This is a genomic window from Bradyrhizobium sp. 137 (assembly GCF_023074095.1).
GTDB lineage: Bacteria > Pseudomonadota > Alphaproteobacteria > Rhizobiales > Xanthobacteraceae > Bradyrhizobium.
This window is the reverse complement of sequence record NZ_JADPKU010000129.1, coordinates 64,296-82,829: the sequence shown is the minus strand read 5'-3', so window position 1 is coordinate 82,829 and position 18,534 is coordinate 64,296. Positions and strand designations below refer to the sequence as shown.

At 63.8% G+C, this 18,534-nt stretch carries 21 protein-coding genes; 3 read left to right on the top strand and 18 right to left on the bottom strand.

Translation table 11 applies throughout. The annotated features are described in order from the left end of the window. Positions 1-16: 16 nt before the first annotated feature. From IVA78_RS32925 to IVA78_RS32900, 6 genes are all read right to left on the bottom strand, one after another. Positions 17-700 (bottom strand): 4-carboxy-4-hydroxy-2-oxoadipate aldolase/oxaloacetate decarboxylase, encoded by a 684-nt coding sequence (locus IVA78_RS32925; RefSeq protein WP_247276867.1) that lies wholly within the window; start codon positions 698-700, stop codon positions 17-19. Beyond that, a complete protein-coding gene (locus IVA78_RS32920) occupies positions 697-1,410 on the bottom strand; it encodes a PIG-L deacetylase family protein (RefSeq protein ID WP_247276866.1) in 714 nt (237 codons plus the stop codon). The genes IVA78_RS32925 and IVA78_RS32920 overlap by 4 nt, the downstream gene beginning before the upstream one ends. Before the next feature lie 66 nt (positions 1,411-1,476). Next, entirely contained in the window at positions 1,477-2,778 is a 1,302-nt protein-coding gene (gene dctA, locus IVA78_RS32915) for a C4-dicarboxylate transporter DctA (protein WP_247420232.1), read from the bottom strand. Beyond that, entirely contained in the window at positions 2,775-3,653 is an 879-nt protein-coding gene (locus tag IVA78_RS32910; protein WP_247276864.1) for an amidohydrolase family protein, read from the bottom strand. The genes dctA and IVA78_RS32910 overlap by 4 nt, the downstream gene beginning before the upstream one ends. A gap of 5 nt (positions 3,654-3,658) precedes the next feature. Then, positions 3,659-4,618, bottom strand: a complete 960-nt coding sequence (locus tag IVA78_RS32905; protein WP_247276863.1) for an amidohydrolase family protein — start codon at positions 4,616-4,618, stop codon at positions 3,659-3,661. A gap of 74 nt (positions 4,619-4,692) precedes the next feature. Next, entirely contained in the window at positions 4,693-5,403 is a 711-nt protein-coding gene (locus tag IVA78_RS32900) for a TetR family transcriptional regulator (RefSeq protein WP_247276862.1), read from the bottom strand. 116 nt (positions 5,404-5,519) lie between these two features. Between IVA78_RS32900 and IVA78_RS32895 the strand changes: the two genes are divergently transcribed. Beyond that, on the top strand, positions 5,520-6,500 hold the full coding sequence (locus IVA78_RS32895) for a tripartite tricarboxylate transporter substrate binding protein (protein ID WP_247276861.1): 981 nt from the start codon (positions 5,520-5,522) through the stop codon (positions 6,498-6,500). 122 nt (positions 6,501-6,622) lie between these two features. Here IVA78_RS32895 and IVA78_RS32890 read toward each other — a convergent pair whose 3' ends face one another. Next, positions 6,623-7,765 (bottom strand): mechanosensitive ion channel family protein, encoded by a 1,143-nt coding sequence (locus tag IVA78_RS32890; RefSeq protein ID WP_247418515.1) that lies wholly within the window; start codon positions 7,763-7,765, stop codon positions 6,623-6,625. 126 nt (positions 7,766-7,891) lie between these two features. On the opposite strand from IVA78_RS32890, the gene IVA78_RS32885 reads away from it, so the two are divergent. Then, complete coding sequence (locus tag IVA78_RS32885) at positions 7,892-9,136, top strand: DUF763 domain-containing protein (protein WP_247276859.1); 1,245 nt, start codon at positions 7,892-7,894, stop codon at positions 9,134-9,136. A gap of 37 nt (positions 9,137-9,173) precedes the next feature. On the opposite strand, the gene IVA78_RS32880 is transcribed toward IVA78_RS32885, so the two are convergent. The 7 genes from IVA78_RS32880 to IVA78_RS32850 form a co-directional block, all read right to left on the bottom strand. Continuing rightward, positions 9,174-9,413, bottom strand: coding sequence for a hypothetical protein (locus IVA78_RS32880; RefSeq protein WP_247276858.1), 240 nt, complete (start codon positions 9,411-9,413; stop codon positions 9,174-9,176). Between the two features lie 33 nt (positions 9,414-9,446). Next, complete coding sequence (locus IVA78_RS32875) at positions 9,447-9,710, bottom strand: hypothetical protein (RefSeq protein WP_247276857.1); 264 nt, start codon at positions 9,708-9,710, stop codon at positions 9,447-9,449. A 245-nt stretch (positions 9,711-9,955) separates the two neighbouring features. Continuing rightward, the gene (locus tag IVA78_RS32870; RefSeq protein ID WP_247276856.1) at positions 9,956-10,156 is read right to left on the bottom strand and encodes a hypothetical protein; all 201 of its coding nucleotides are present in this window, start codon (positions 10,154-10,156) and stop codon (positions 9,956-9,958) included. 14 nt (positions 10,157-10,170) lie between these two features. Then, complete coding sequence (locus tag IVA78_RS32865) at positions 10,171-10,356, bottom strand: hypothetical protein (protein WP_247276973.1); 186 nt, start codon at positions 10,354-10,356, stop codon at positions 10,171-10,173. A 171-nt stretch (positions 10,357-10,527) separates the two neighbouring features. Further along, on the bottom strand, positions 10,528-11,763 hold the full coding sequence (locus IVA78_RS32860; protein WP_247276855.1) for a cytochrome P450: 1,236 nt from the start codon (positions 11,761-11,763) through the stop codon (positions 10,528-10,530). 107 nt (positions 11,764-11,870) lie between these two features. After that, on the bottom strand, positions 11,871-12,191 hold the full coding sequence (locus IVA78_RS32855; protein ID WP_247276854.1) for a hypothetical protein: 321 nt from the start codon (positions 12,189-12,191) through the stop codon (positions 11,871-11,873). Between the two features lie 210 nt (positions 12,192-12,401). Continuing rightward, positions 12,402-13,175 (bottom strand): ferredoxin--NADP reductase, encoded by a 774-nt coding sequence (locus tag IVA78_RS32850; RefSeq protein ID WP_247276853.1) that lies wholly within the window; start codon positions 13,173-13,175, stop codon positions 12,402-12,404. A 157-nt stretch (positions 13,176-13,332) separates the two neighbouring features. On the opposite strand from IVA78_RS32850, the gene IVA78_RS32845 reads away from it, so the two are divergent. Further along, positions 13,333-14,529 (top strand): amidohydrolase family protein, encoded by a 1,197-nt coding sequence (locus IVA78_RS32845; RefSeq protein WP_247276852.1) that lies wholly within the window; start codon positions 13,333-13,335, stop codon positions 14,527-14,529. A 113-nt stretch (positions 14,530-14,642) separates the two neighbouring features. Here the strand turns inward: IVA78_RS32845 and IVA78_RS32840 are convergent, their stop codons facing one another. Genes IVA78_RS32840 through IVA78_RS32825 form a run of 4 tightly spaced genes read right to left on the bottom strand, consistent with a single transcriptional unit; the run spans position 14,643 to position 18,490 of the window. Then, the gene (locus tag IVA78_RS32840; RefSeq protein ID WP_247276851.1) at positions 14,643-15,098 is read right to left on the bottom strand and encodes a MarR family transcriptional regulator; all 456 of its coding nucleotides are present in this window, start codon (positions 15,096-15,098) and stop codon (positions 14,643-14,645) included. Positions 15,099-15,111: 13 nt separating this feature from the next. Next, positions 15,112-15,816, bottom strand: coding sequence for an ABC transporter ATP-binding protein (locus IVA78_RS32835; RefSeq protein ID WP_247276850.1), 705 nt, complete (start codon positions 15,814-15,816; stop codon positions 15,112-15,114). Continuing rightward, positions 15,813-16,604, bottom strand: coding sequence for an ABC transporter ATP-binding protein (locus tag IVA78_RS32830; protein ID WP_247276849.1), 792 nt, complete (start codon positions 16,602-16,604; stop codon positions 15,813-15,815). The genes IVA78_RS32835 and IVA78_RS32830 overlap by 4 nt, the downstream gene beginning before the upstream one ends. After that, positions 16,601-18,490: an ABC transporter permease gene (locus IVA78_RS32825; protein ID WP_247276848.1), complete on the bottom strand. Its 1,890-nt coding sequence runs from the start codon at positions 18,488-18,490 to the stop codon at positions 16,601-16,603. Before IVA78_RS32825 ends, IVA78_RS32830 begins: the two co-directional genes overlap by 4 nt. Positions 18,491-18,534 lie beyond the last annotated feature (44 nt).

Below are 18,534 nucleotides of genomic sequence, written 5' to 3'. Positions count from 1 at the left end.
CCGCTCCTGCCTTGCCTCAAACGTCCTCGGGATTGTCGACATAGACGAGCCCGGCTTTGGCAAGAGCGTCGCGCATGCTGTACATGTCGAGGCCGAGCTCGCCCGAGGCGAGACGCTTGCGCTTGCCGCCTTCATCGGCATTGCGCTTTTTCGCCTTCTCGGCGACTTCGGGGGCGTACCGCTTCGGCACCACGACGACGCCATCGTCGTCAGCCACGATGATGTCACCGGGATCGACATTGACGCCGGCGCAGACCACGGGGACATTGACCGAGCCGAGCGTCGCCTTCACCGTTCCCTTGGCCGAGACTGCGCGCGACCACACCGGAAACTTCATCTCGTGCAGCGCTTTGACATCGCGACAGCCGGCATCGATGATCAATCCTTGCACGCCGCGCGCCGTAAGCGAGGTCGCCAGCAATTCGCCGAACATGCCGTCGGTATTGTCGGTGGTGCAGCCGACGACCAGGATGTCGCCCTTCCTGCATTGCTCAACCGCAACATGGATCATCCAATTGTCGCCGGGTTGCGCCAGCACGGTGACCGCGGGACCCGCAATCGCCGCGCCCGCCCACACCGGCCGCAAATATGGCTTCATCAGGCCGATGCGACCATAGGCTTCATGTACGGTCGAAACGCCGTATTCCGCCATGCCGGCGGGATCGGCACGCTTGATGTTGCGAACGACGACCGGCTTCATGCGAGTTCCTCCGCGACGGTCGGAAACAGACGCTGATAGGCCTCGCCATAGGTCATGGGCACGCCGGTGTTGCGGCTGCCCTGGATGCCTCGATTGAGCGCGACGCGTTCGTAATAGCCCCACAGATGCTTTTGCGCGGCCAGGATCTGGAACGCCTCGTACTTCGCCTTCCAGACCTCGTCGATCTTGAGGAGCAGGTCCGGCTTGTAGTTGCACTGCTCCGGCTGGTGTGGCTCGAACAGGAACACCGGCGGCGCCGAGTATTTGTACTGCGCGCCGGGCTTGTGGCCCATCGCCTGCGCGACCACGCGGGTCTCCTGCGCGAAATGCGCAGCGTTGGGGTGGTCGAAATTATAGGGGTCCTCCAGCGCGTGCGTCAGCACGAAGCTCGGATCGAGCTCGCGGTAGATGTCGACCATGCGATCAAAATGCGCCTCAGTGAGCTTCAGCGGATAATCGCCGCAGTCGAAGAACTCGATCTCGGCACCTAACAGCTTTGCCGCCCGCTCCGCCTCGTCCTTGCGGCCGGCCTTGACCGATTCCAGCGTCGCCCCCTTCTCCTTCCAGGCGAACTGGCTCTCGCCGCGCTCGCCGAAGGACATGCAAACGATCTTCATGCGATAGCCCTTCTTCGCATGCAGCGCGATGGCGCCGCCGGCGCGCCAGACGAAATCGCCGGGATGGGCGGTGATCACGAGACCGGTTTTCATGGGACAAGCTCCCTCTTTCGTTCGTAAGCATCAAAGGCCGTCTGCCTCAGGCAGGAAGCCGGTTCATCAAGCCGCGGCGGCCGCTTGCTCCTCACCGTCGAGCACATGCCGGAGGCGCTCGCTGTCGAGCGCGCCTTCCCACTTGGCAATTGCGATCGTCGCAACCGCGTTCCCGATCAGATTGGTCGGCGTTAGCCCCTGCGACATCAGGCGATGAATGCCGAGCACCAGCGCAGCGCTTGTCACCGGAATGGTGCCGGTGGCCGACAGCGTCGCCGCCAGCACGACGAAGGCGGCGCCCGCAATCCCCGCCGCGCCCTTGGAGGTGACGAGAAGGATCAGCAGCAGCTCGATCTGCTCGGCAAGGCCGAACGGCGTGTTGGTCGCCTGCGCCAGGAACACCGAAGCAGCGGCAAGATAGAGGCAGGTGCCGTCGAGATTGAAGGAATAGCCGGTCGGGATCACAAGTCCGACGACGCTCTTCTCGCAACCGGCCTTTTCCAGCTTGGTCAGCATCCGCGGCAACACCGTTTCCGAAGATGTCGTGGCGATGCAGATCAGCAGCTCTTCCCAGATATAGCGGATCAGTTTGACCAGCGAGAAGCCGCAGAGCCGCGCCACGGGGCCGAGCGCCACGATGATGAAGACCACGCAGGTGAGATAGAAGCCCCCCAGTAGCTTGCCGAGCGAGGCCAGCGAGCCAACGCCGAACTTGCCGACCGTAAAGGCGATAGCGCCGAACGCGCCGATCGGCGCCGCCCACATTACCAAGCCAACGACGGCGAACACCATCTTGGCGGCGATGTCGATCAGATGCACCAGCGGCGCGGCACGCTCGCCGAGCTGCACCAGAGCAAAGCCGCACAGTACGGAGATGAACAGCACCTGGAGAATGTTGCCCTCGGCAAAGGCGCCGACGAACGTCACGGGCACGATGTTCATCAGGAACGGCACGAAGCCGATCGCACCGGTCTGCCTGACATAGGGCTCGATCGCGCCGGCATTGATGCTGGCGGGATCGATGTTCATGCCGACGCCGGGCTTGAGCAGGTTCATCGCGACGAGACCGATGATCAGCGCGATCGTGGTCATGACTTCAAAATAGACGATCGCCTTCACCGCAATGCGCCCGACGCGCGCCATGTCGGCCATGTGCGCGATACCGTGCACGACGGTGCAAAAGATGATCGGCGCGATCAGCATCCGGATCGCCTTGATGAAGGCATCCCCGAGCGGCTGCATCTTGGCGCCCGCCTCGGGACTGGCGATCCCAAGCGCGATGCCGGCCGCCATGGCGATGAGCACCTGGATCCAGAGCTCCTTCCACCAGGCGCGGCCGCGCGGCTTTTCGATCGCGAGCGCCGTCATTGGTCGAACCCAAACAGGCGCGCGGGATTATCGACCAGGATCTTCTGCTGGAACTCCAGCTCCGGCGCGAACAGCGGGATCAGGTCGACAAGGTCACCGTCGTTTGGCATCACCTTGACGTTCGGATGAGGCCAGTCGGTGCCCCAAATGACGCGATCGGGCGCGGTCTCGACGATCTTGCGCGCGAATGGCACCGCGTCCGTGAACGGCGGACCGGCCGAGGACACCCGCTCCGAGCCGCAGATCTTGACCCAGCATTTTTCGTCGCGCTGCATCAGTTCGACCAAAATTCTGAACGGAAGCTGGTCGAGCCCATCGGAGGTCTTCACCCGTCCCATGTGGTCGATGGTGTAGCTGAGCGGCAGTCTTGCCAGCATGTCGGCATATTCGGGCAAGTCGATCGCGTCAAAATGCAGATCGATATGCCAGCCGAGCGGCGCGACCATGGCGATGACGCGGTCGAACACGCTCTTATCGGGGACGCCGCCGAGATGGCGGACGAAGTTGAAGCGGCAGCCGCGGAAGCCGCCCTCGTGCAGCACCCGAAGCCCGCGCTCGGTGATGGTGTCGTCGATGTTTGCGACCGCGCGATAGGCACCGTTGCTCTGCGCGAGAGCGTCCAGCGCTACCGTGTTGTCGGTGCCGTGCACGCTGGCATTGACAATGACGGCGCGCTGGATGCCGAGCTTGGCATGGAGCGTGCGGAATTTTTCCAGCGGCGCATCGGGCGGCGTGTAGGAGCGGTCCGGCGCGTACGGATATTTCGCGCCGGGTCCGAAGATATGGCAATGGGCATCGCAAGCCAGCCTTGGCAGCTTGAATATCGGCCTGCGCGTGTTTGGGTCTGGCGGCGGAATGGTCGGCGTGTACATCATGATCTTCAGCTGAACTTGAACAGGCGCGCGGGATTGTCGACCACCAGCTTCTGCTGGACCTTTGCGTCGGGCGCGTAGAGCGGGATGAGGTCGACGATCTCACCGTCGTTCGGCATGATCTTGACGTTGGGATGCGGCCAATCAGTGCCCCACAGCACGCGATCGGGTGCGTTGTCGATCAGCGCCTTGGCGAACGGCACTGCATCATGGAACGGTTTGCCGGCCGCTGACGCACGTTCAAGACCGGTGATCTTCACCCAGCATTTATCGTCCTTCTTCTGGAGATCGAGCAGCGCGGTGAAGCTGGGGTCGCCGAGACCTTTCGCGGCCTGGACCGTTCCCATGTGATCGATCACGTAAGGCGTCGGCAGCGCGGAAAGGATGAGCGCGAATTCGGCAATCGTGCCCGGCTCGAAATAGAGGTCGACGTGCCAGCCGAGCTCGGCGACCCGGTGCACGATGCGCTGGAATTTTCCCATGTCGCCGACGCCGCCGAGGCGCTTGAGAAAAGCGAAGCGGCAGCCGCAGATGCCTGCCTTGTCGAGCGCCGCCAGCTCCTTCTCGGTCATCTCGTCGTTGACATTGGCGATGCCCTTGTACGCGCCCTCGCTCTGGGCGATGGCGTCGGTCACGACGCGATTGTCGGTGCCGTGAACGGTGGCATTGACGATGACGCTGCGTTCGACCCCGATCTTCTCGTGCACGCTGCGGAATGCCTCCAGCGGCGCATCGGCCGTGTTGTAGGGGCGCTTTTCCGCGAAGGGGTAACGCGACGCCGGCCCAAAAACGTGGGTGTGGCTATCGCAGGATTTCGCTGGCAGCTTGAACGACGGCGTCTTGGGATTTGCATGCGGCGGCGCGATCGTGGGGATCGCCTTCGGCTCGGCGCCTTGCGCGCGTGCTTCATTCGCAAGCGCCGCGCCGGCCAGGCCAGTCAAGAGATGCAAGCACTCCCGCCTATTCATGTCCTCAACACCCCGTCACATGGTCCACTTGCGAGTGGAAGCGTAAGGCCGCGCCTCCCCTCGTGCGGCTTCTTTCAAGTCTTGCTGCTGACGACCGGCCGCCGCCGCACCGGCGCGGCTTGATCCAGCGCGGGCGCCTGGAACGAGGCAACGGTGGCCTGCACCAGTTGCTCGATGGCATTGGCTGCATCGCCGCCGTCGGCCTCACCGCGCGACAGGCGCGACACGCGCTCCGGCGTCACCAGTGAATAATAGAGTGCACCCAGCAGGAAATGGCTGCGCCAGACGATGTCGGTGCGCGGAATGTGTGGCAGACTCTCGTGAATCGCGTCGATGAAGGCGTGGCTGGTGTCGTCAAAGGTCTGCGCGATGATTTTTCGAGCGACCTCGTTGCCTTCCGCCGACATCACGGCACGCAGCCGCGTGAAGCGCGCGCCGCCGCCGGCGAGATCGCTGCCCGAGGTGAAGGCCGGCACCACATAAGCGCGCACGATCGCCTCCAGCCGATCCTGGAGATCGCGCACGCGCTTGGCGGCCGCGAGCAGTTCGGATCGGCGCAAATTCATCGGCCCGCAATGGCGCCGGTAGATCTCCAGCAGTAGGCCGTCCTTGGTCTTGAAATGATAGGTCACGCTGCCGGGATTGGCCCCGGCAGCCTGCGCGATGTCGCGCACCGACACAGCATTGAAGCCGTTCGTGGCAAACAGCTCCTCGGCCGCGGCGAGGATCGCCTCGCGCATGTTCGGCTTGCGGGCCGTTTCCTTGCTGGTGGACTTGCGTACCATACGATTTGTACTATCGTACAAAAGATCAAGTCTCGTCAACAAAAACAACGGGCGGTGTCCGCAATGGCCTGGAGACCGCCGGCAGGCGGCCGAATGCCCTCAAGGAGTGCTGGGAAATGCTGGGTTTGAACAAAAAGATCGGCGGTTTGATGCTGTGTGCCGGTCTGCTGCTGGCGGGCGGCGCCGCGCAGTCCGCCGACATTTATCCGAGCAAGCCGGTCCACATTCTGGTCCCCTACGCCGCGGGCGGTGCGGTGGACGTGCTCGCGCGCACGCTGGGCCAGGCGCTGGCCAAGACCTGGGGCCAGCAGCCCGTGATCGACAACCGCCCGGGCGCAGGCGGCATCGTTGCCTCGCAGGCGCTGACGCAGGCCGCGCCGGACGGATACACGTTGATCCTGGTCGCGAGCGGTCATCCTCTCAATCAGTTCATCTATCCGAGCGTGCCCTACGACACGTTCAAGGATTTTACCGCGATCACCGAGATCGCTTCCTCGCCGCTCGCGATCGTCGTCGCCAAGGACAGCCCCTACAAGACGCTTGGCGATCTCTTCACTGCGGCGAAGAAGGAGCCGGACAAGCTCTCCTATGGCATGTCCGGCAACGGCACCTCGGCGCATCTGGCCGGCGAACTGCTCAAATACATGTCGGGCAGCAAGATCGTGGCGATCCCTTACAAGGGCGGCGCACCGGCGCTGACGGCGGTGATCGCCGGCGAGATTCCGCTCAGCATCAATCCGCTCGCGGAAGCGATCGGCCAGCTCGAAGGCGGGCCGGTGCGCGCACTCGCGGTGACCTCGGCCGAGCGCTCCAAGGCGCTGCCGGATGTTCCGACCGTCACGGAAGCCGGCGTGCCCGGCTACGACGTCTCGGTCTGGTGGGGCCTGCTCGGTCCGGCGAAGATGCCGCCGGAGATCGTCGCCAAGCTCGAAACCGACCTGAAGGCGGCGCTGCAGGATCCGAGCGTCCTGTCGACGCTCGGCAAGATCGGCGCCACCCCGGTCGGCTCCTCCGCCAAGGACTTTGACGCCTATATGCATGCCGAGGCGACGAAGTGGGAGCCGTTGCTGAAGGCCGCCAACATCCGCGCCCAGTGAGGCTGTTCGCACGAGAATCGCACTAGGCGCCTCGGGCAGCGCCCTGCTCAGCACGCCCGCGCGCCCCGACGGCGAAGACGCGCGAGTGGCCAGCCTCCGCCCAGCAAGAAGGGACGCGCCGTTCAGTTATGGGCCCTCGCCCGCATTTTCTCCGGCGGCGCGGGGCGCCGCGGCAAATCGGCATCATCGTCACCCGAGGGGATCAGGATCGCACGCTCGCGCGGCAGTGCCTCCGGCATCTCGTCGCGGATGAAGGCCACGAGCTTCTCTCTGACCTCGCAGCGCAGGTCCCAGGATTGCGGCGCATTGCGCGCGCTGACCAGCGCGCGAAGCTCGATGGTGCGCGAATCTGCGTCGATCACCTGGAGATTGACCACGGCGCCGTCCCAGAGCTTGGACTGCTTCACCGCCTCCTCCAGCCAGCGCCTGATGCGCGCCACATCGGCACGGTAATCGACATGGAGCCCGACCACTCCGATCAGCGAGGCGGTGTCGCGCGTCCAGTTCTGGAACGGCTTTTCGATGAAATAGGACAGCGGCACCACCATACGGCGCCAATCCCACAGCCGGATCACGACATAGGTCGAGGCGATGTCCTCGACCCATCCCCACTCGTTCTCGATGATCACGGCATCCTCGATGCGGATCGGCTGGGTGATGGCGATCTGCAAGCCCGCGATCAGATTGCTCAGCAGCGGCCGCGCGGCAAGACCGACGATGATACCGGCGGCACCGGCGGAGGCGAAAAGGCTGACGCCATATTGCCTCACCGAGTCGAACGTCATCAGCGCGGTGGAGACTGTGATGATAACGATGATGGTGTCGGTGACACGCTTGAACACGCGGACTTGCGTGACTTGCTTGCGCGCGATGAAATTCTCGGTGACGTCGCGAAAGTTCTGCAAGTATCGCGCCGCACTCATGTCGACGATCCGGATCGATATCCAGCCGATCAAGGCGATGACGGCGACGACGAACAGGCGCATCAGCGGCGTGCGGATCGTATCGTCGAGCGGCGCAAGTGGCAGGACCAGTGCCACGGCAGCCAGACACAGCGCCAGCTGGGCCGGGCCGGACGTGCGCTCGATGAACACACTCAGGAGCGGAAGCCGGGTTCCGAAAGCGCGATTGAGCAGCCAAACAGCGAACCGATAGAACGACAGAGCGAGCATCATCGCGCCGGCGACCAAGCCGAGGCCGATGAACCATGACGGTATCCAGCCGAACATCCTGTCGATGTCGGCCATAAGGGTCTGCCAATTCATTGCTGTCCCTGTCCTTACGTACGCGTCAGCGCTCAACGCCTGCCGCCCAGCTTCGCTCCCCTATCTCGTGCAACGCAGCATTCCGCTGGTGCAACCGCTGCCGAACTGAGCTAATTTAGGGCGCCCATGACCCGACGTAGCGGCAGCGCCGATCTTCCCTTGCACACCGGACGTGTTCCGCCGTGGCTGGCAAGCCGCATGGCTTCGTTGGGCGCAATCGTCACTCAGGCGATCGTGCATCATTACGGACGCGACGCGTTCATGCAGCGGCTGTCGCATCCGTTCTGGTTCCAGTCGTTTGGCGCCGTGATGGGGATGGACTGGCACTCCTCCGGCATCACGACCTCCGTGATCGGCGCCCTGAAGCGTGGACTCGGACCGCTCCAGGACGAGCTCGGCATCTATGTCTGTGGCGGCCGCGGCCAGCATTCACGCAAGACGCCGGACGAGCTGTTGCAGCTTGGCGAGCGTGTCGGCTTGGACGGCGCAATGCTGACGCGTGCCAGCCGCCTGGTGGCGAAGGTCGACAGCGCGGCTGTGCAAGACGGCTTCGACCTCTATCTCCATGGGTTCTTCGTCACCGCAGAGGGCAAATGGACGGTGGTGCAGCAGGGCATGAACGGCGACAAGCGGCAGGCCCGCCGCTACCACTGGCATTCCGAGGCGCTGAAGAGTTTTGTCGATACGCCCCACACTGCGATCGACGGTCCCAAGCAAGGCGAGATCGTCAACCTCACCGACCATCGCGCCGATATCTCGCGCACCGCGCAGCTCGAGCTGTTGAGAGGTCTTGGCCCGGATCGCATTGTCTCCGAGTTCGAACGACTCACCGGCCTCGAGCCGGCGCAGGCCATACTGCCGCATCTGATCATGCCCGCGCATCACGACGTTCGCCCCAAGGACGTGTTCGCACGACGCCTGCACGGCACGCTGGCCGCGGCGGCCGAGCGCGGCCCGGTCGATTTCCCGGAGCTGTTGCTGACGCCCGGCGTCGGTGCGCGCACCGTGCACTCACTTGCGATGGTCGCCGAGGTCGTGCACGGCGCACCCTATCGTTTCAACGATCCCGCGCGCTTTTCGCTCGCCCATGGCGGCAAGGACCGGCATCCCTATCCCGTTCCAATCAAGGTCTATGACGAAACTATCCAAGTGCTGAAGGGCGCGATTCAGAACGCCAAGCTGGGACGCGAGGAAGAAATGCAGGCGATCAAGCGCCTCGACGACCAGGCGCGGCGGTTGGAGCGGACCGCACAGGGCCCCTCGGTCGAGGCCTACATCGCCGGCGAGCGTGCTGCCTCGCCCGACCTCGACGGCCGATCCGTGTTCGGCTGGGAGCGCGATCTGACACCGACCAAAAAGCGGACCGGCTGAAACCGGTCCGCGAGTTGGTCGGGAGGAACGCCACTTCTCAGGTCTCGGTCTCCGGCTCATCGTCGAGCCGGTTGGCTGCATGGTCCTGATACTGCTCGGTCTGGATGAACTTGCCATCCATGCCGCGGATGTCCGAATGCTGTGCCTTGTCGCGGTTTGACAGCACCATGTTGTCGCCGATCTTGTCCTTCGGGATTTCGGCCATGGCGCCAGTGCCATCGCCCTTGCCATGCATTCCCGATCTGAAGTGCGTCTTGCTGCCGTGCCCTGCTGGCATCGGTTTCTCCTCTTGCAGTGATCTTCCGAAGACTTAGTGCTTTTGTTGCGCCGGCATTGGCTTCGGCGGCTTGTGGCCGCTCTGGCCGGAATCATTGTGCTTGTTGTGATCGCTCTCCTGATTGAGGCCGCCGCGACTTACTGCGTATTCGCTGTGCCTGGCTTCCGAGCGCGCGCGATGAACAGCAGCGTCCTCGGCATTATGGCCGATAGCCTGATCGAGCTCCCGCGCGTCGGGAACATCGGGCTTGCGCTCGAGAATGCGAACCTGCTGCTCGTGGGTCTTTTTGCCTTGCATTGCTGTTCTCCGGACTACCGGCGCCTTCGGTGCGCGCCGCCATGTGCGACGTCCTTGTCGATGCCGCCGCCGACGCCCACATCATTCTCGCGATCGCCCTCGATTGTGTTCTCACCGAGAGCATCTTCGAGATCGTCGGGTGACGCACCCGCCATTGTCGCTCCCTTTGATCCTCCGATCAGGGGATTTTCGCGCATGTCCTTCTCGCTAGGCATGTACAACTTGGGTTGCTTGCTGCTCATGAGCTACCTGCCTCCGCCCTTTCCGGCTTCATCGTGTCTGTGATGGGAATCGCGCTCGCCGCCTCCGCCGGAGATCCGGCTGTGACTGCGCTGCAAATCGTCCGCCGGCGGTTTCTTCACTTCCAGCGGGGCCTTCGCATTCTCGTGCGAAGCGCCAGGTCCGCCCTGACGAATGCTGTTTGGTGTCTTGATGGATGTCGACATGAACGTCGTCCTCCTCACCGATCTTGCTGATAGCCTTGATTGGTCGTGTTCTGCTTGATGTTGCCCTGCTGTCCCTGCTGGTCCGGATTTTCCACGCGCCGTTGGCCGTGCGGGGTCCGATCCGCCGACACTTGCTTGGCGTCGCCAGTTCCCTTCGGGCTCTGATTATCCGGTGGAACAGGTGGCATCTTGCTGGCCATGATCTTGTCTCCGTTAAGACGGTGACCTGCGATGCGGCCAAGGAACTCGTCGCCGCGTTCGAGGTCCTGATGACAACAGGACCAGCGGCACACCGTTCCTGACTGATCACGTTCGGCAAAGATTTTCCGAAAGATCGCCGACTGAGCCCGCCGCGGTGAGGGAACGATCAATCATAGCTCCGCGCGCGCCTCTGTTCCGCGGCCCTCAGTTGAGACGGGAAGTTTCGCAATCGCACGCAAACCCGGCCGCCTGCGCCAGCGGACCTCTGCCGGATCGACGGCCAAGCCAAGCTTTGGCCATCGTACGAACAGCGCTTCGAGCGCGCACGCCGCCTCAATGCGCGCGAGCTGGTGGCCGAGGCAGAAATGGATCCCCGTCCCGAACGAGATGTGCCGGTTCGGCCTGCGCGCGAGATCGAGGCGTTCCGGACGATCGTGCACCGTAGGATCCATGTTCGCCGCGGCGAGCATCGCCATGACGCGATCGCCCTTCTTCAGGCGCACGCCTTCGACGTCGAGATCCCGCCGCACATAGCGCGGCTTTGAGAATTGCACTGGCGAGACGAAGCGCAGGAACTCTTCGACGGCAAGCCCGACGCGACTCCAGTCCTCTTCGAGCCAATGGCGCAACCCGGGATTCCGGAGCAGTTCGTACGCCGAGCCGCTGATGAGATGCGTGGTGGTCTCCGATCCGGCCGCAAGCAGCAGAAAGACCATCGAAACCATTTCGTCCGGCGTGATCTGGCCGCCCTCGCGCTCGACCTGAACCAGCTCTGCGATCAGGCCTTCGCCGCCTTGCACACGTGCAATCTGCAACTGCCGCTCGAGGTAGGCACGCATCTTGCGGAACGCGAACAGCAGCCGGAAAAAGCTGACCACATTGGTCAGCGAGGACATCGTGTTGGCCCAGGCGATGAATCTCGGACGGTCGGCCGGAGGCAGGCCCAGGAGTTCGGAGATCACCGCAAGCGGCAGGATACGCGCGTAGCGCTGAACCAGATCGGCCGGGCTTCCGTTCGCAAAGAGCTCGTCGGCGAGACCGTCGGCAATAGTACGGATGCGCGGCTCCATCGCGACGATGGCGCGCCGACGAAAGGCCTCGTCCACGATGCCGCGGAGCCTCGTGTGATCCGGCTCGTCCATCGTCAGCATGTTGTTGGCGATGGTCTTGACGTATCTCGGCATCCACCAGCGCAGACCAGCGACGTCGCCATCCTCCCTTCGGAACGTGAACGTCGCGCCGTCCTTCAGGACCTGCGCGGTGGCGTCATGGGTTGTGGTAATCCAGACGTCGCCGATGAGAGGAAATCGCGTCGCGACCACGGGGCCAGACATGCGCAGCGTCGCAATCGCCTTGGGCGGATCGCGAAAGAAGGCCTCGCTGGTGAAATCGAGGCGCGCTGTCATGGGTTCACCGGAGTGATTGCTGGCGTCTCACCGAGATGGTGCACGGCGCGGGCCGTGCAAGGGTGGAGCGCGCCCTCCGCTTCAGTCGCAGGTGTCGAGAGACACGCCTACCCCCGTCCCGGAGATCGCTGCCCGGTCTTGCGCTGCTGCGTGTAGGCGTCCCAATGGCTCCAGCTGCCATTGCTGAGGCTTTGCAGGTCGGTCGCGAGCGGTCGGCGCGTGCGCTTATCGCGATCGGCGATCACGCGCTCGGACTGCGCGATCTTGCGCTTGAGTTCCGCGATGGTCTTCTCGGATTGACCGTTCCGCTTCGACGAGGCGATCTCGCCCATCGTGAAGCGCGCGGTCTCCAGCGCCTTCAACTCGGCGCGGTTCTTCTTCAACTGGACCCGGTGCCAGGCGATGTTGCTGTCGCTGTCCGCAACCATGTGGGAACTCCGCTGATTCGCTCCCACATAGTATCGTGCGCCGAATCGACGCCGCAACGGGCGCCCGGCGGCGAAAATGCGACCTTATTGGGCAGGAATTACGGGCCTAGAACGTTTTCGAGGGAGGTCGATACCGGTCCTCGTAAAGAAAACGCGTCAAAATAAGAATCTGGAGCCCCGTTCCGATGCGCATCGGAACGGAAATGGGCTTTAACGCTCGGCAAAGGCCTTTTCGACCACGAACTGGGCCGGCTCGCCGTGATTGCCCTCCATGAGGCCGCGTTCACCCAGCAGCACGCGCGTGTCCGCGACCAGGGCCGGACTGCCGCAGATCATGACGCGGTCGTGGGCAGCTTCCAGCGCCGGGAGACCGATGTCGCTGAACAGCTTGCCCGAGGTGATGAGGTCGGTGATGCGGCCGCGATTGCGGAACGGATCGCGCGTGACGGTCGGATAGTAGATCAGTTGATTGCGGATGTATTCGCCGATCAGTTCGTCCTTCGGCAGCGTCTCGGTGATCATCTCGCCATAGGCGAGCTCGTTGACATGCCGGCAGCCGTGCAGCAGCACCACTTTCTCGAAGCGCTCGTAGGTTTCAGGATCCTTGATCACGCTCAGGAACGGCGCGAGACCCGTGCCGGTGCCGATGAGGTAGAGGTTGCGGCCCTCTTCCAGGTTGTCGATCACCAGCGTGCCGGTGGCCTTGCGGCTGATGATGATCTCGTCGCCTGCCTTCAAATGCTGAAGCCGCGAGGTCAGCGGACCATCCGACACCTTGATCGAGAAGAACTCCAGCGTGTCCTCGTAATTGGCGCTGGCGACGCTGTAGGCCCGTAGCAAGGGCTTCTCGCCGACCTTGAGGCCGATCATGGTGAATTCGCCGTTGCGGAAACGGAAGGTCGGGCTGCGGGTGGTCTTGAAGGAGAACAGCGTGTCCGTCCAGTGGTGGACGCTCAAAACACTTTCCTGATTGTAATTGCTCATCACACCTTCCCTGTCGCTTCCAACGCAGTTCCGAGGCGGGCAGCTATGCGTCGTTTGTACACAATCATTCGTATACTAATGAATAATCTGGCTTGATCCCGCGGTCAAGGCTGCCCAAGATCGAAAGCATTGCAGCTAGGAATAAGGAGCCCCTTCCATGGCGCATGACACACCCCAGGCCACCGGACCCTCGAAGCTCGTGATCCGGAATATCGGCTTGATCCTGTCCGGCGCCCTGGAAAAGCCGATCCTGGACGGCGACACCATCGTTGCCGAGAACGGCAAGATCACCGCCATCGGCCGATTCAAGGACGTCGACACGGAAGGCGCGACCACGATCGTCGACGCCCACGGCACCACGGTCGCGCCGGGCCTGATCGACAGCCACGTCCACCCTGTTGCGGGCGACTGGACGCCGCGGCAGAACCAGATCAACTGGATCGACAGCTACCTCCATGGCGGCGTCACCACCATGATCTCGGCCGGCGAAGTGCACACGCCCGGCCGCCCCCGCGACGTCGTCGGCCTCAAGGCGATGGCGGTGTTCGCCCAGCGCGCGTTCTGGACCTTGCGCCCCGGCGGCGTGAAGGTTCACGCCGGCGCGCCGGTGATCGAATGCGAGATGGTCGAAGAGGATTTCAAGGAGATGGCCGCCAATGGCGTCAAGCTGCTCGGCGAAGTCGGTCTCGGTGGCGTCAAGGACGGCCCGACGGCACGCAAGATGGTCGGCTGGGCGCGCAAATACGGCATCCAGAGCACCATCCACACCGGCGGCCCCTCGATCCCCGGCTCCGGCCTGATCGACAAGGACGTGGTGCTGGAAGCCGACACCGACGTGGTCGGCCACATCAATGGCGGCCACACGGCGCTCCCCGACGACCAGATCCGCTGCATCTGTGAGGGCTGCAAGCGCGGCCTCGAGCTCGTGCACAACGGCAACGAGCGCTCGGCTTTGTTCACGCTGCGCACCGCGCGCGAGATGGGCGATCTGCACCGCGTCATCCTCGGCACCGACGCGCCGGCCGGCTCCGGCGTGCAGCCGCTCGGCATTTTGCGCATGGTGTCGATGCTGTCCTCGCTCGGCGAGCTGCCGGCCGAGATCGCCTTCTGTCTTGCCACCGGCAACACCGCGCGCATGCGCGAGCTCGATTGCGGCCTGATCGAGGTCGGCCGCTCCGCCGACTTCGTCATCATGGACAAGGCGCAGCACTCGCCGGGCAAGACCATTCTGGAGAGCGTGCAGCTCGGCGACCTCCCCGGCATCGGCATGACCATCATCGACGGCATCGTGCGCACCCAGCGCAGCCGCAATACCCCGCCGGCGGGCAAGGTGCCGGAGCTGGTGACGAAGTGACGGCAGTGGCCGTCATTCCGGGGCGCGCGTGAGCGCAAACCCGGACTCTCGCACAACAGCGTCGGGTTTCCGAGTTCACGCGCAATGCGCGTGCCCCGGAATGACGGAAACGATCACCGCAGCTTGTTCAGCAGCGCCATCAGCGTTTCGCGCTCTTTTGCATCCAGCGGCGCGAGCGTCTCGCGGGTGATCGCGAGCGCGTTCGGCGCTAGCCTCTCCGCAAGCTGCTGACCCGCGCGCGTCAGGCTGACCAGCAAGCGGCGTCCGTCTTCCGGATCCTGGCTCGTCTCGGTCAAGCCGCGCGCCGTCAGGCGGTCGATCACGCCCTTGATGGTCGCGACGTCCATCGCCGTGAGACGTCCGAGCTGGTTCTGCGAGCACGGCCCGGTCTCAGCGAGCTTCGACAGCGCTGCCCATTGCGTCGGCGTCAAATTGGTGCCGATATCGCGCGAGAAGATTGAGCTGTGGCGTTGCCAGACCTGGCGCAGGATGAAGCCGACCTGCTCGTCGAGCACGTAAGGCGGTTTTGCCGGTTTGACGCTTTTCTTCGCCGTAACGCTTCTCGCCATCCGTTCCCCACCCTCACAACGACAGATGCGCGTCGCGGATATCCGGACGCGCGTCGAGTTCGGCCATGGTGCCGCCGAAGCAAATGCGGCCGCGCTCGATGATGTAGGCGCGATCGGAAATCAGCCGCGCGAAATGCAGATTCTGCTCGGAGACGACGATGCTGACGCCCTCTTTCTTCATGGTCAGGATGGCATCGACCATCTGCTCCACGATCTTCGGCGACAGGCCCTCCGAAGGCTCGTCCAGCAGCACCAGCGACGGATTGCCCATCAGCGTGCGCGCAATGGTGAGCATCTGCTGCTCGCCGCCGCTCATGCGTCCGCCGGAGCGATTCTTCATCTCACCCAAGTTTGGAAACAGCGCGAACAGTTTTTCGCGCGTCCAGTGCGGCGCGTTCGGACGCTTGGGCTGGCGGCCGACCTCGAGATTTTCCTCAACGGTCAGGTCTGTGAAGATGCGCCGCTCCTCCGGCACATAGCCCAGGCCCTCGCGGACGATCTCGTGCGTCGGACGCACCGAGACATCCTTGCCCTCGAACATGATGCGGCCGGTTCGCTGCGCGACGAGGCCGACGATGGAGCGGAACGTCGTCGACTTACCCGCGCCGTTGCGCCCGAGCAGTGCGACGACCTCGCCCTCACCGACCTCGAAGCCGATGTCGAACAGGATATGCGCCGGGCCATAATGGCTGTTAAGCCCTTCGACCTTCAGCTTCATGCCGAGGCTCCCTCGCGATGGCGGGCATCATAGACGAGGCCTTCGCCGAGATAGACCGCCTGCACCTGCGGATTGCCGCGCACTTCGGCCGGCGAGCCCTCGGCGATCAGCGCGCCGCGGTTGAGCACGATGATGCGGTCGGCATGTTCGAACACGACGTCCATGTCGTGCTCGGTGAAGAGCACGCCGATCGATTTCTCCCGCGCGATCTGCGCGGTCAGCCGCATCAGGTCGACGCGCTCGCGCGGCGCCATGCCCGCGGTCGGCTCGTCCATCAAGAGCAGCTTTGGCTGGTTGGCGAGCGCCACCGCAAGCTCGAGACGCTTGAGGTCGCCATAGGCGAGCTCGCCGCAGGGGCGATCAGCGTAGCCGCCCATGCCGACCAGCTCGAGCAGCCGACCGGCTTCGCCGCGGTCGAACTTCGGCGCCGAGCCGAACAGATTGAACAGCTGCTTTCCGTGCGATATCAACGCGACCTGCACGTTCTCGCGCACGCTCATGGTGGCGAAGGTCGCGGTGATCTGGAACGTGCGCCCGACGCCGAGCCGCCAAACTTCGCGCGGTTTCCTGCCGGTGATCTCTTCACCTAATAGGCGGACATGCCCGGAGTCCGGCTTGTTCTGGCCGTTGAGCATGTCGAAGCAGGTGCTCTTGCCGGCCCCGTTCGGGCCGATCAGCGCCAGAATCTCGCCTGCACGCAACGAGAACGACACGCCGCGCACGGCATGAATGCCGCCATAGGATTTGGTCAGGCCTTCGACCGCGAGAAGTGGGGGTGCGACGCTCATTCGGCGGACTCGATCGGCTTAGCAAGCAAGGGAGATGCCGGCGGCGATGCTTTCTTACGGCGCTGCGCCAGCATCTCGAGCATGCCAACGATTCCCTTGGGGAAGACGACGACGATCAGCATGATGAAGCCGCCGAGCACAAGCTTCGACAAGTCGGTCTGGCTGATCAGCCAGATGTTCAAAGCCTTGTAGACGATGGCGCCGATCACCGCGCCCGACACCGTTTCGACGCCGCCGAGCAGCACCATGACCAGCGCATCGACCGACAGCGAAATGCCGAGATTGTCGGGGAAGACGCTGCCCTTGAGGTAGGCGAACAGGGCGCCGCCGATCCCAGCGGTCGTTCCTGCGATGACAAAGGCCGTCCACCGGATGCGCTTCGCGTCGATGCCGATCGCTTCGCTGCGCAGCGTCGAGTCACGCGTTGCTCGGAGCGCATAGCCGAACGGCGAGAACACCATGGCTCGAAGCGCGATCGTGACGAGCGCCGCGACGCCGAGCGCGAGCCAGTAGAAATGCGGTGGGCTCGCGGCCCAGCTCGACGGCCACAGGCCCAGAATGCCGTTGTCACCGCCTGTCACGTCCACCCACTGAAATGCGATCGACCACACGATCTGCGCGAAGGCGAGCGTCAGCATCGCGAAGTAGACGCCGGAGAGCTGCACCGCGAAGAAGCCGAACACGGCCGCGCCCAGGCAGCCGAGCAGCGGGCCGAGCAACAGACACACGATCATCGGCAGCCCCGCCATCTTGGCGAGGAAGGCAATGCCATAGGCGCCAAGCCCGAAATAGGCGGCATGGCCGAACGATGCGAGCCCGCCGACCGACATCAAGAAATGCAGGCTGACGGCAAAGATGACGAAGATCGCGATCTCCGAGCCGACCGTCAGCGCGTAATTGCCGGCGAACAGCGGCAGCGTCGCTGCGATGACGAGCGCGGCAAGTGCAGCCAGCCGTTCATTCGGCGTCAATGGCCGCCAGGGATTGACGGTGAGGCCCGGCGTCTTGCGCGCAGCCGCCTCGGGCCTGCCGAACAGGCCCCAGGGCCGCACGATCAGCACCACTGCCATCACCAGGAAGACCAGAATGATGGAGATCTTTGGAAAGATCAGGATGCCGAAGGCGTTGAGTTCGGACACCAGCACCGCCGCAACGAACGCGCCGACGATACTGCCAAGGCCGCCGATCACGACCACGACGAAGACCTCGACGATGATCCGGAGATCCATGGCGTGATGCACGGCATCGCGCGGGATCTGAAGCGCGCCGCCGAGAGCGGCGAGGAAGACGCCGACTGCGAACACGGAGGTGAACAGCCATTTCTGATTGACGCCGAGCGCGGCGACCATGTCGCGGTCCTGCGTTGCGGCGCGCACCAGCACGCCCCAGCGCGTGCGCTGAAACAGCAGCCAGAGAATGCCGAGCACGACGGGTCCGAGCACGATCAGGAATAGGTCATAGCTCGGAATGTTCTGGCCGAAAAAATCGATCGCGCCCTTGAAGCCGGGCGCGCGGCGGCCGACGAGGTCGTCGGGTCCCCAGATCAGCACCACGAGATCTTCGACCATCAGGGTCAGGCCAAACGTCGCGAGCAGCTGGAACAATTCGGGCGCATGATAAATGCGCCGGAGCAGCACCATCTCGACGATGATGCCGATCATCGCCACCGCCAGCGCCGCCAGCACGATCCCGCCCCAGAAGCCGAACGCACCCGACAGTCGCTCGGTGAGCGTGAAGGCGATGTAGGCGCCGATCATGTAGAAGGCGCCATGCGCGAAATTCACGATCCGCGTCACGCCGAAGATAATCGACAGGCCCGAGGCCACCAAGAATAGCGACGCTGCGCTGGCGAGACCGGTCAGAAACTGTGCGACGTAAAAGGCCATCGGCGGTCCGGGTAGAGGTTGAGGTCACCTCTCCCCACGAAGAG

Coding starts and splice junctions, on each gene's coding strand:
- IVA78_RS32925 (WP_247276867.1), bottom strand. CDS start 700: ATGAAGCCGGTCGTCGTTCGCAACATCAAGCGTGCCGATCCCGCCGGC.
- IVA78_RS32920 (WP_247276866.1), bottom strand. CDS start 1,410: ATGAAAACCGGTCTCGTGATCACCGCCCATCCCGGCGATTTCGTCTGG.
- dctA (WP_247420232.1), bottom strand. CDS start 2,778: ATGACGGCGCTCGCGATCGAAAAGCCGCGCGGCCGCGCCTGGTGGAAG.
- IVA78_RS32910 (WP_247276864.1), bottom strand. CDS start 3,653: ATGATGTACACGCCGACCATTCCGCCGCCAGACCCAAACACGCGCAGG.
- IVA78_RS32905 (WP_247276863.1), bottom strand. CDS start 4,618: ATGAATAGGCGGGAGTGCTTGCATCTCTTGACTGGCCTGGCCGGCGCG.
- IVA78_RS32900 (WP_247276862.1), bottom strand. CDS start 5,403: ATGGTACGCAAGTCCACCAGCAAGGAAACGGCCCGCAAGCCGAACATG.
- IVA78_RS32895 (WP_247276861.1), top strand. CDS start 5,520: ATGCTGGGTTTGAACAAAAAGATCGGCGGTTTGATGCTGTGTGCCGGT.
- IVA78_RS32890 (WP_247418515.1), bottom strand. CDS start 7,765: ATGAATTGGCAGACCCTTATGGCCGACATCGACAGGATGTTCGGCTGG.
- IVA78_RS32885 (WP_247276859.1), top strand. CDS start 7,892: ATGACCCGACGTAGCGGCAGCGCCGATCTTCCCTTGCACACCGGACGT.
- IVA78_RS32880 (WP_247276858.1), bottom strand. CDS start 9,413: ATGCCAGCAGGGCACGGCAGCAAGACGCACTTCAGATCGGGAATGCAT.
- IVA78_RS32875 (WP_247276857.1), bottom strand. CDS start 9,710: ATGCAAGGCAAAAAGACCCACGAGCAGCAGGTTCGCATTCTCGAGCGC.
- IVA78_RS32870 (WP_247276856.1), bottom strand. CDS start 10,156: ATGTCGACATCCATCAAGACACCAAACAGCATTCGTCAGGGCGGACCT.
- IVA78_RS32865 (WP_247276973.1), bottom strand. CDS start 10,356: ATGGCCAGCAAGATGCCACCTGTTCCACCGGATAATCAGAGCCCGAAG.
- IVA78_RS32860 (WP_247276855.1), bottom strand. CDS start 11,763: ATGACAGCGCGCCTCGATTTCACCAGCGAGGCCTTCTTTCGCGATCCG.
- IVA78_RS32855 (WP_247276854.1), bottom strand. CDS start 12,191: ATGGTTGCGGACAGCGACAGCAACATCGCCTGGCACCGGGTCCAGTTG.
- IVA78_RS32850 (WP_247276853.1), bottom strand. CDS start 13,175: ATGAGCAATTACAATCAGGAAAGTGTTTTGAGCGTCCACCACTGGACG.
- IVA78_RS32845 (WP_247276852.1), top strand. CDS start 13,333: ATGGCGCATGACACACCCCAGGCCACCGGACCCTCGAAGCTCGTGATC.
- IVA78_RS32840 (WP_247276851.1), bottom strand. CDS start 15,098: ATGGCGAGAAGCGTTACGGCGAAGAAAAGCGTCAAACCGGCAAAACCG.
- IVA78_RS32835 (WP_247276850.1), bottom strand. CDS start 15,816: ATGAAGCTGAAGGTCGAAGGGCTTAACAGCCATTATGGCCCGGCGCAT.
- IVA78_RS32830 (WP_247276849.1), bottom strand. CDS start 16,604: ATGAGCGTCGCACCCCCACTTCTCGCGGTCGAAGGCCTGACCAAATCC.
- IVA78_RS32825 (WP_247276848.1), bottom strand. CDS start 18,490: ATGGCCTTTTACGTCGCACAGTTTCTGACCGGTCTCGCCAGCGCAGCG.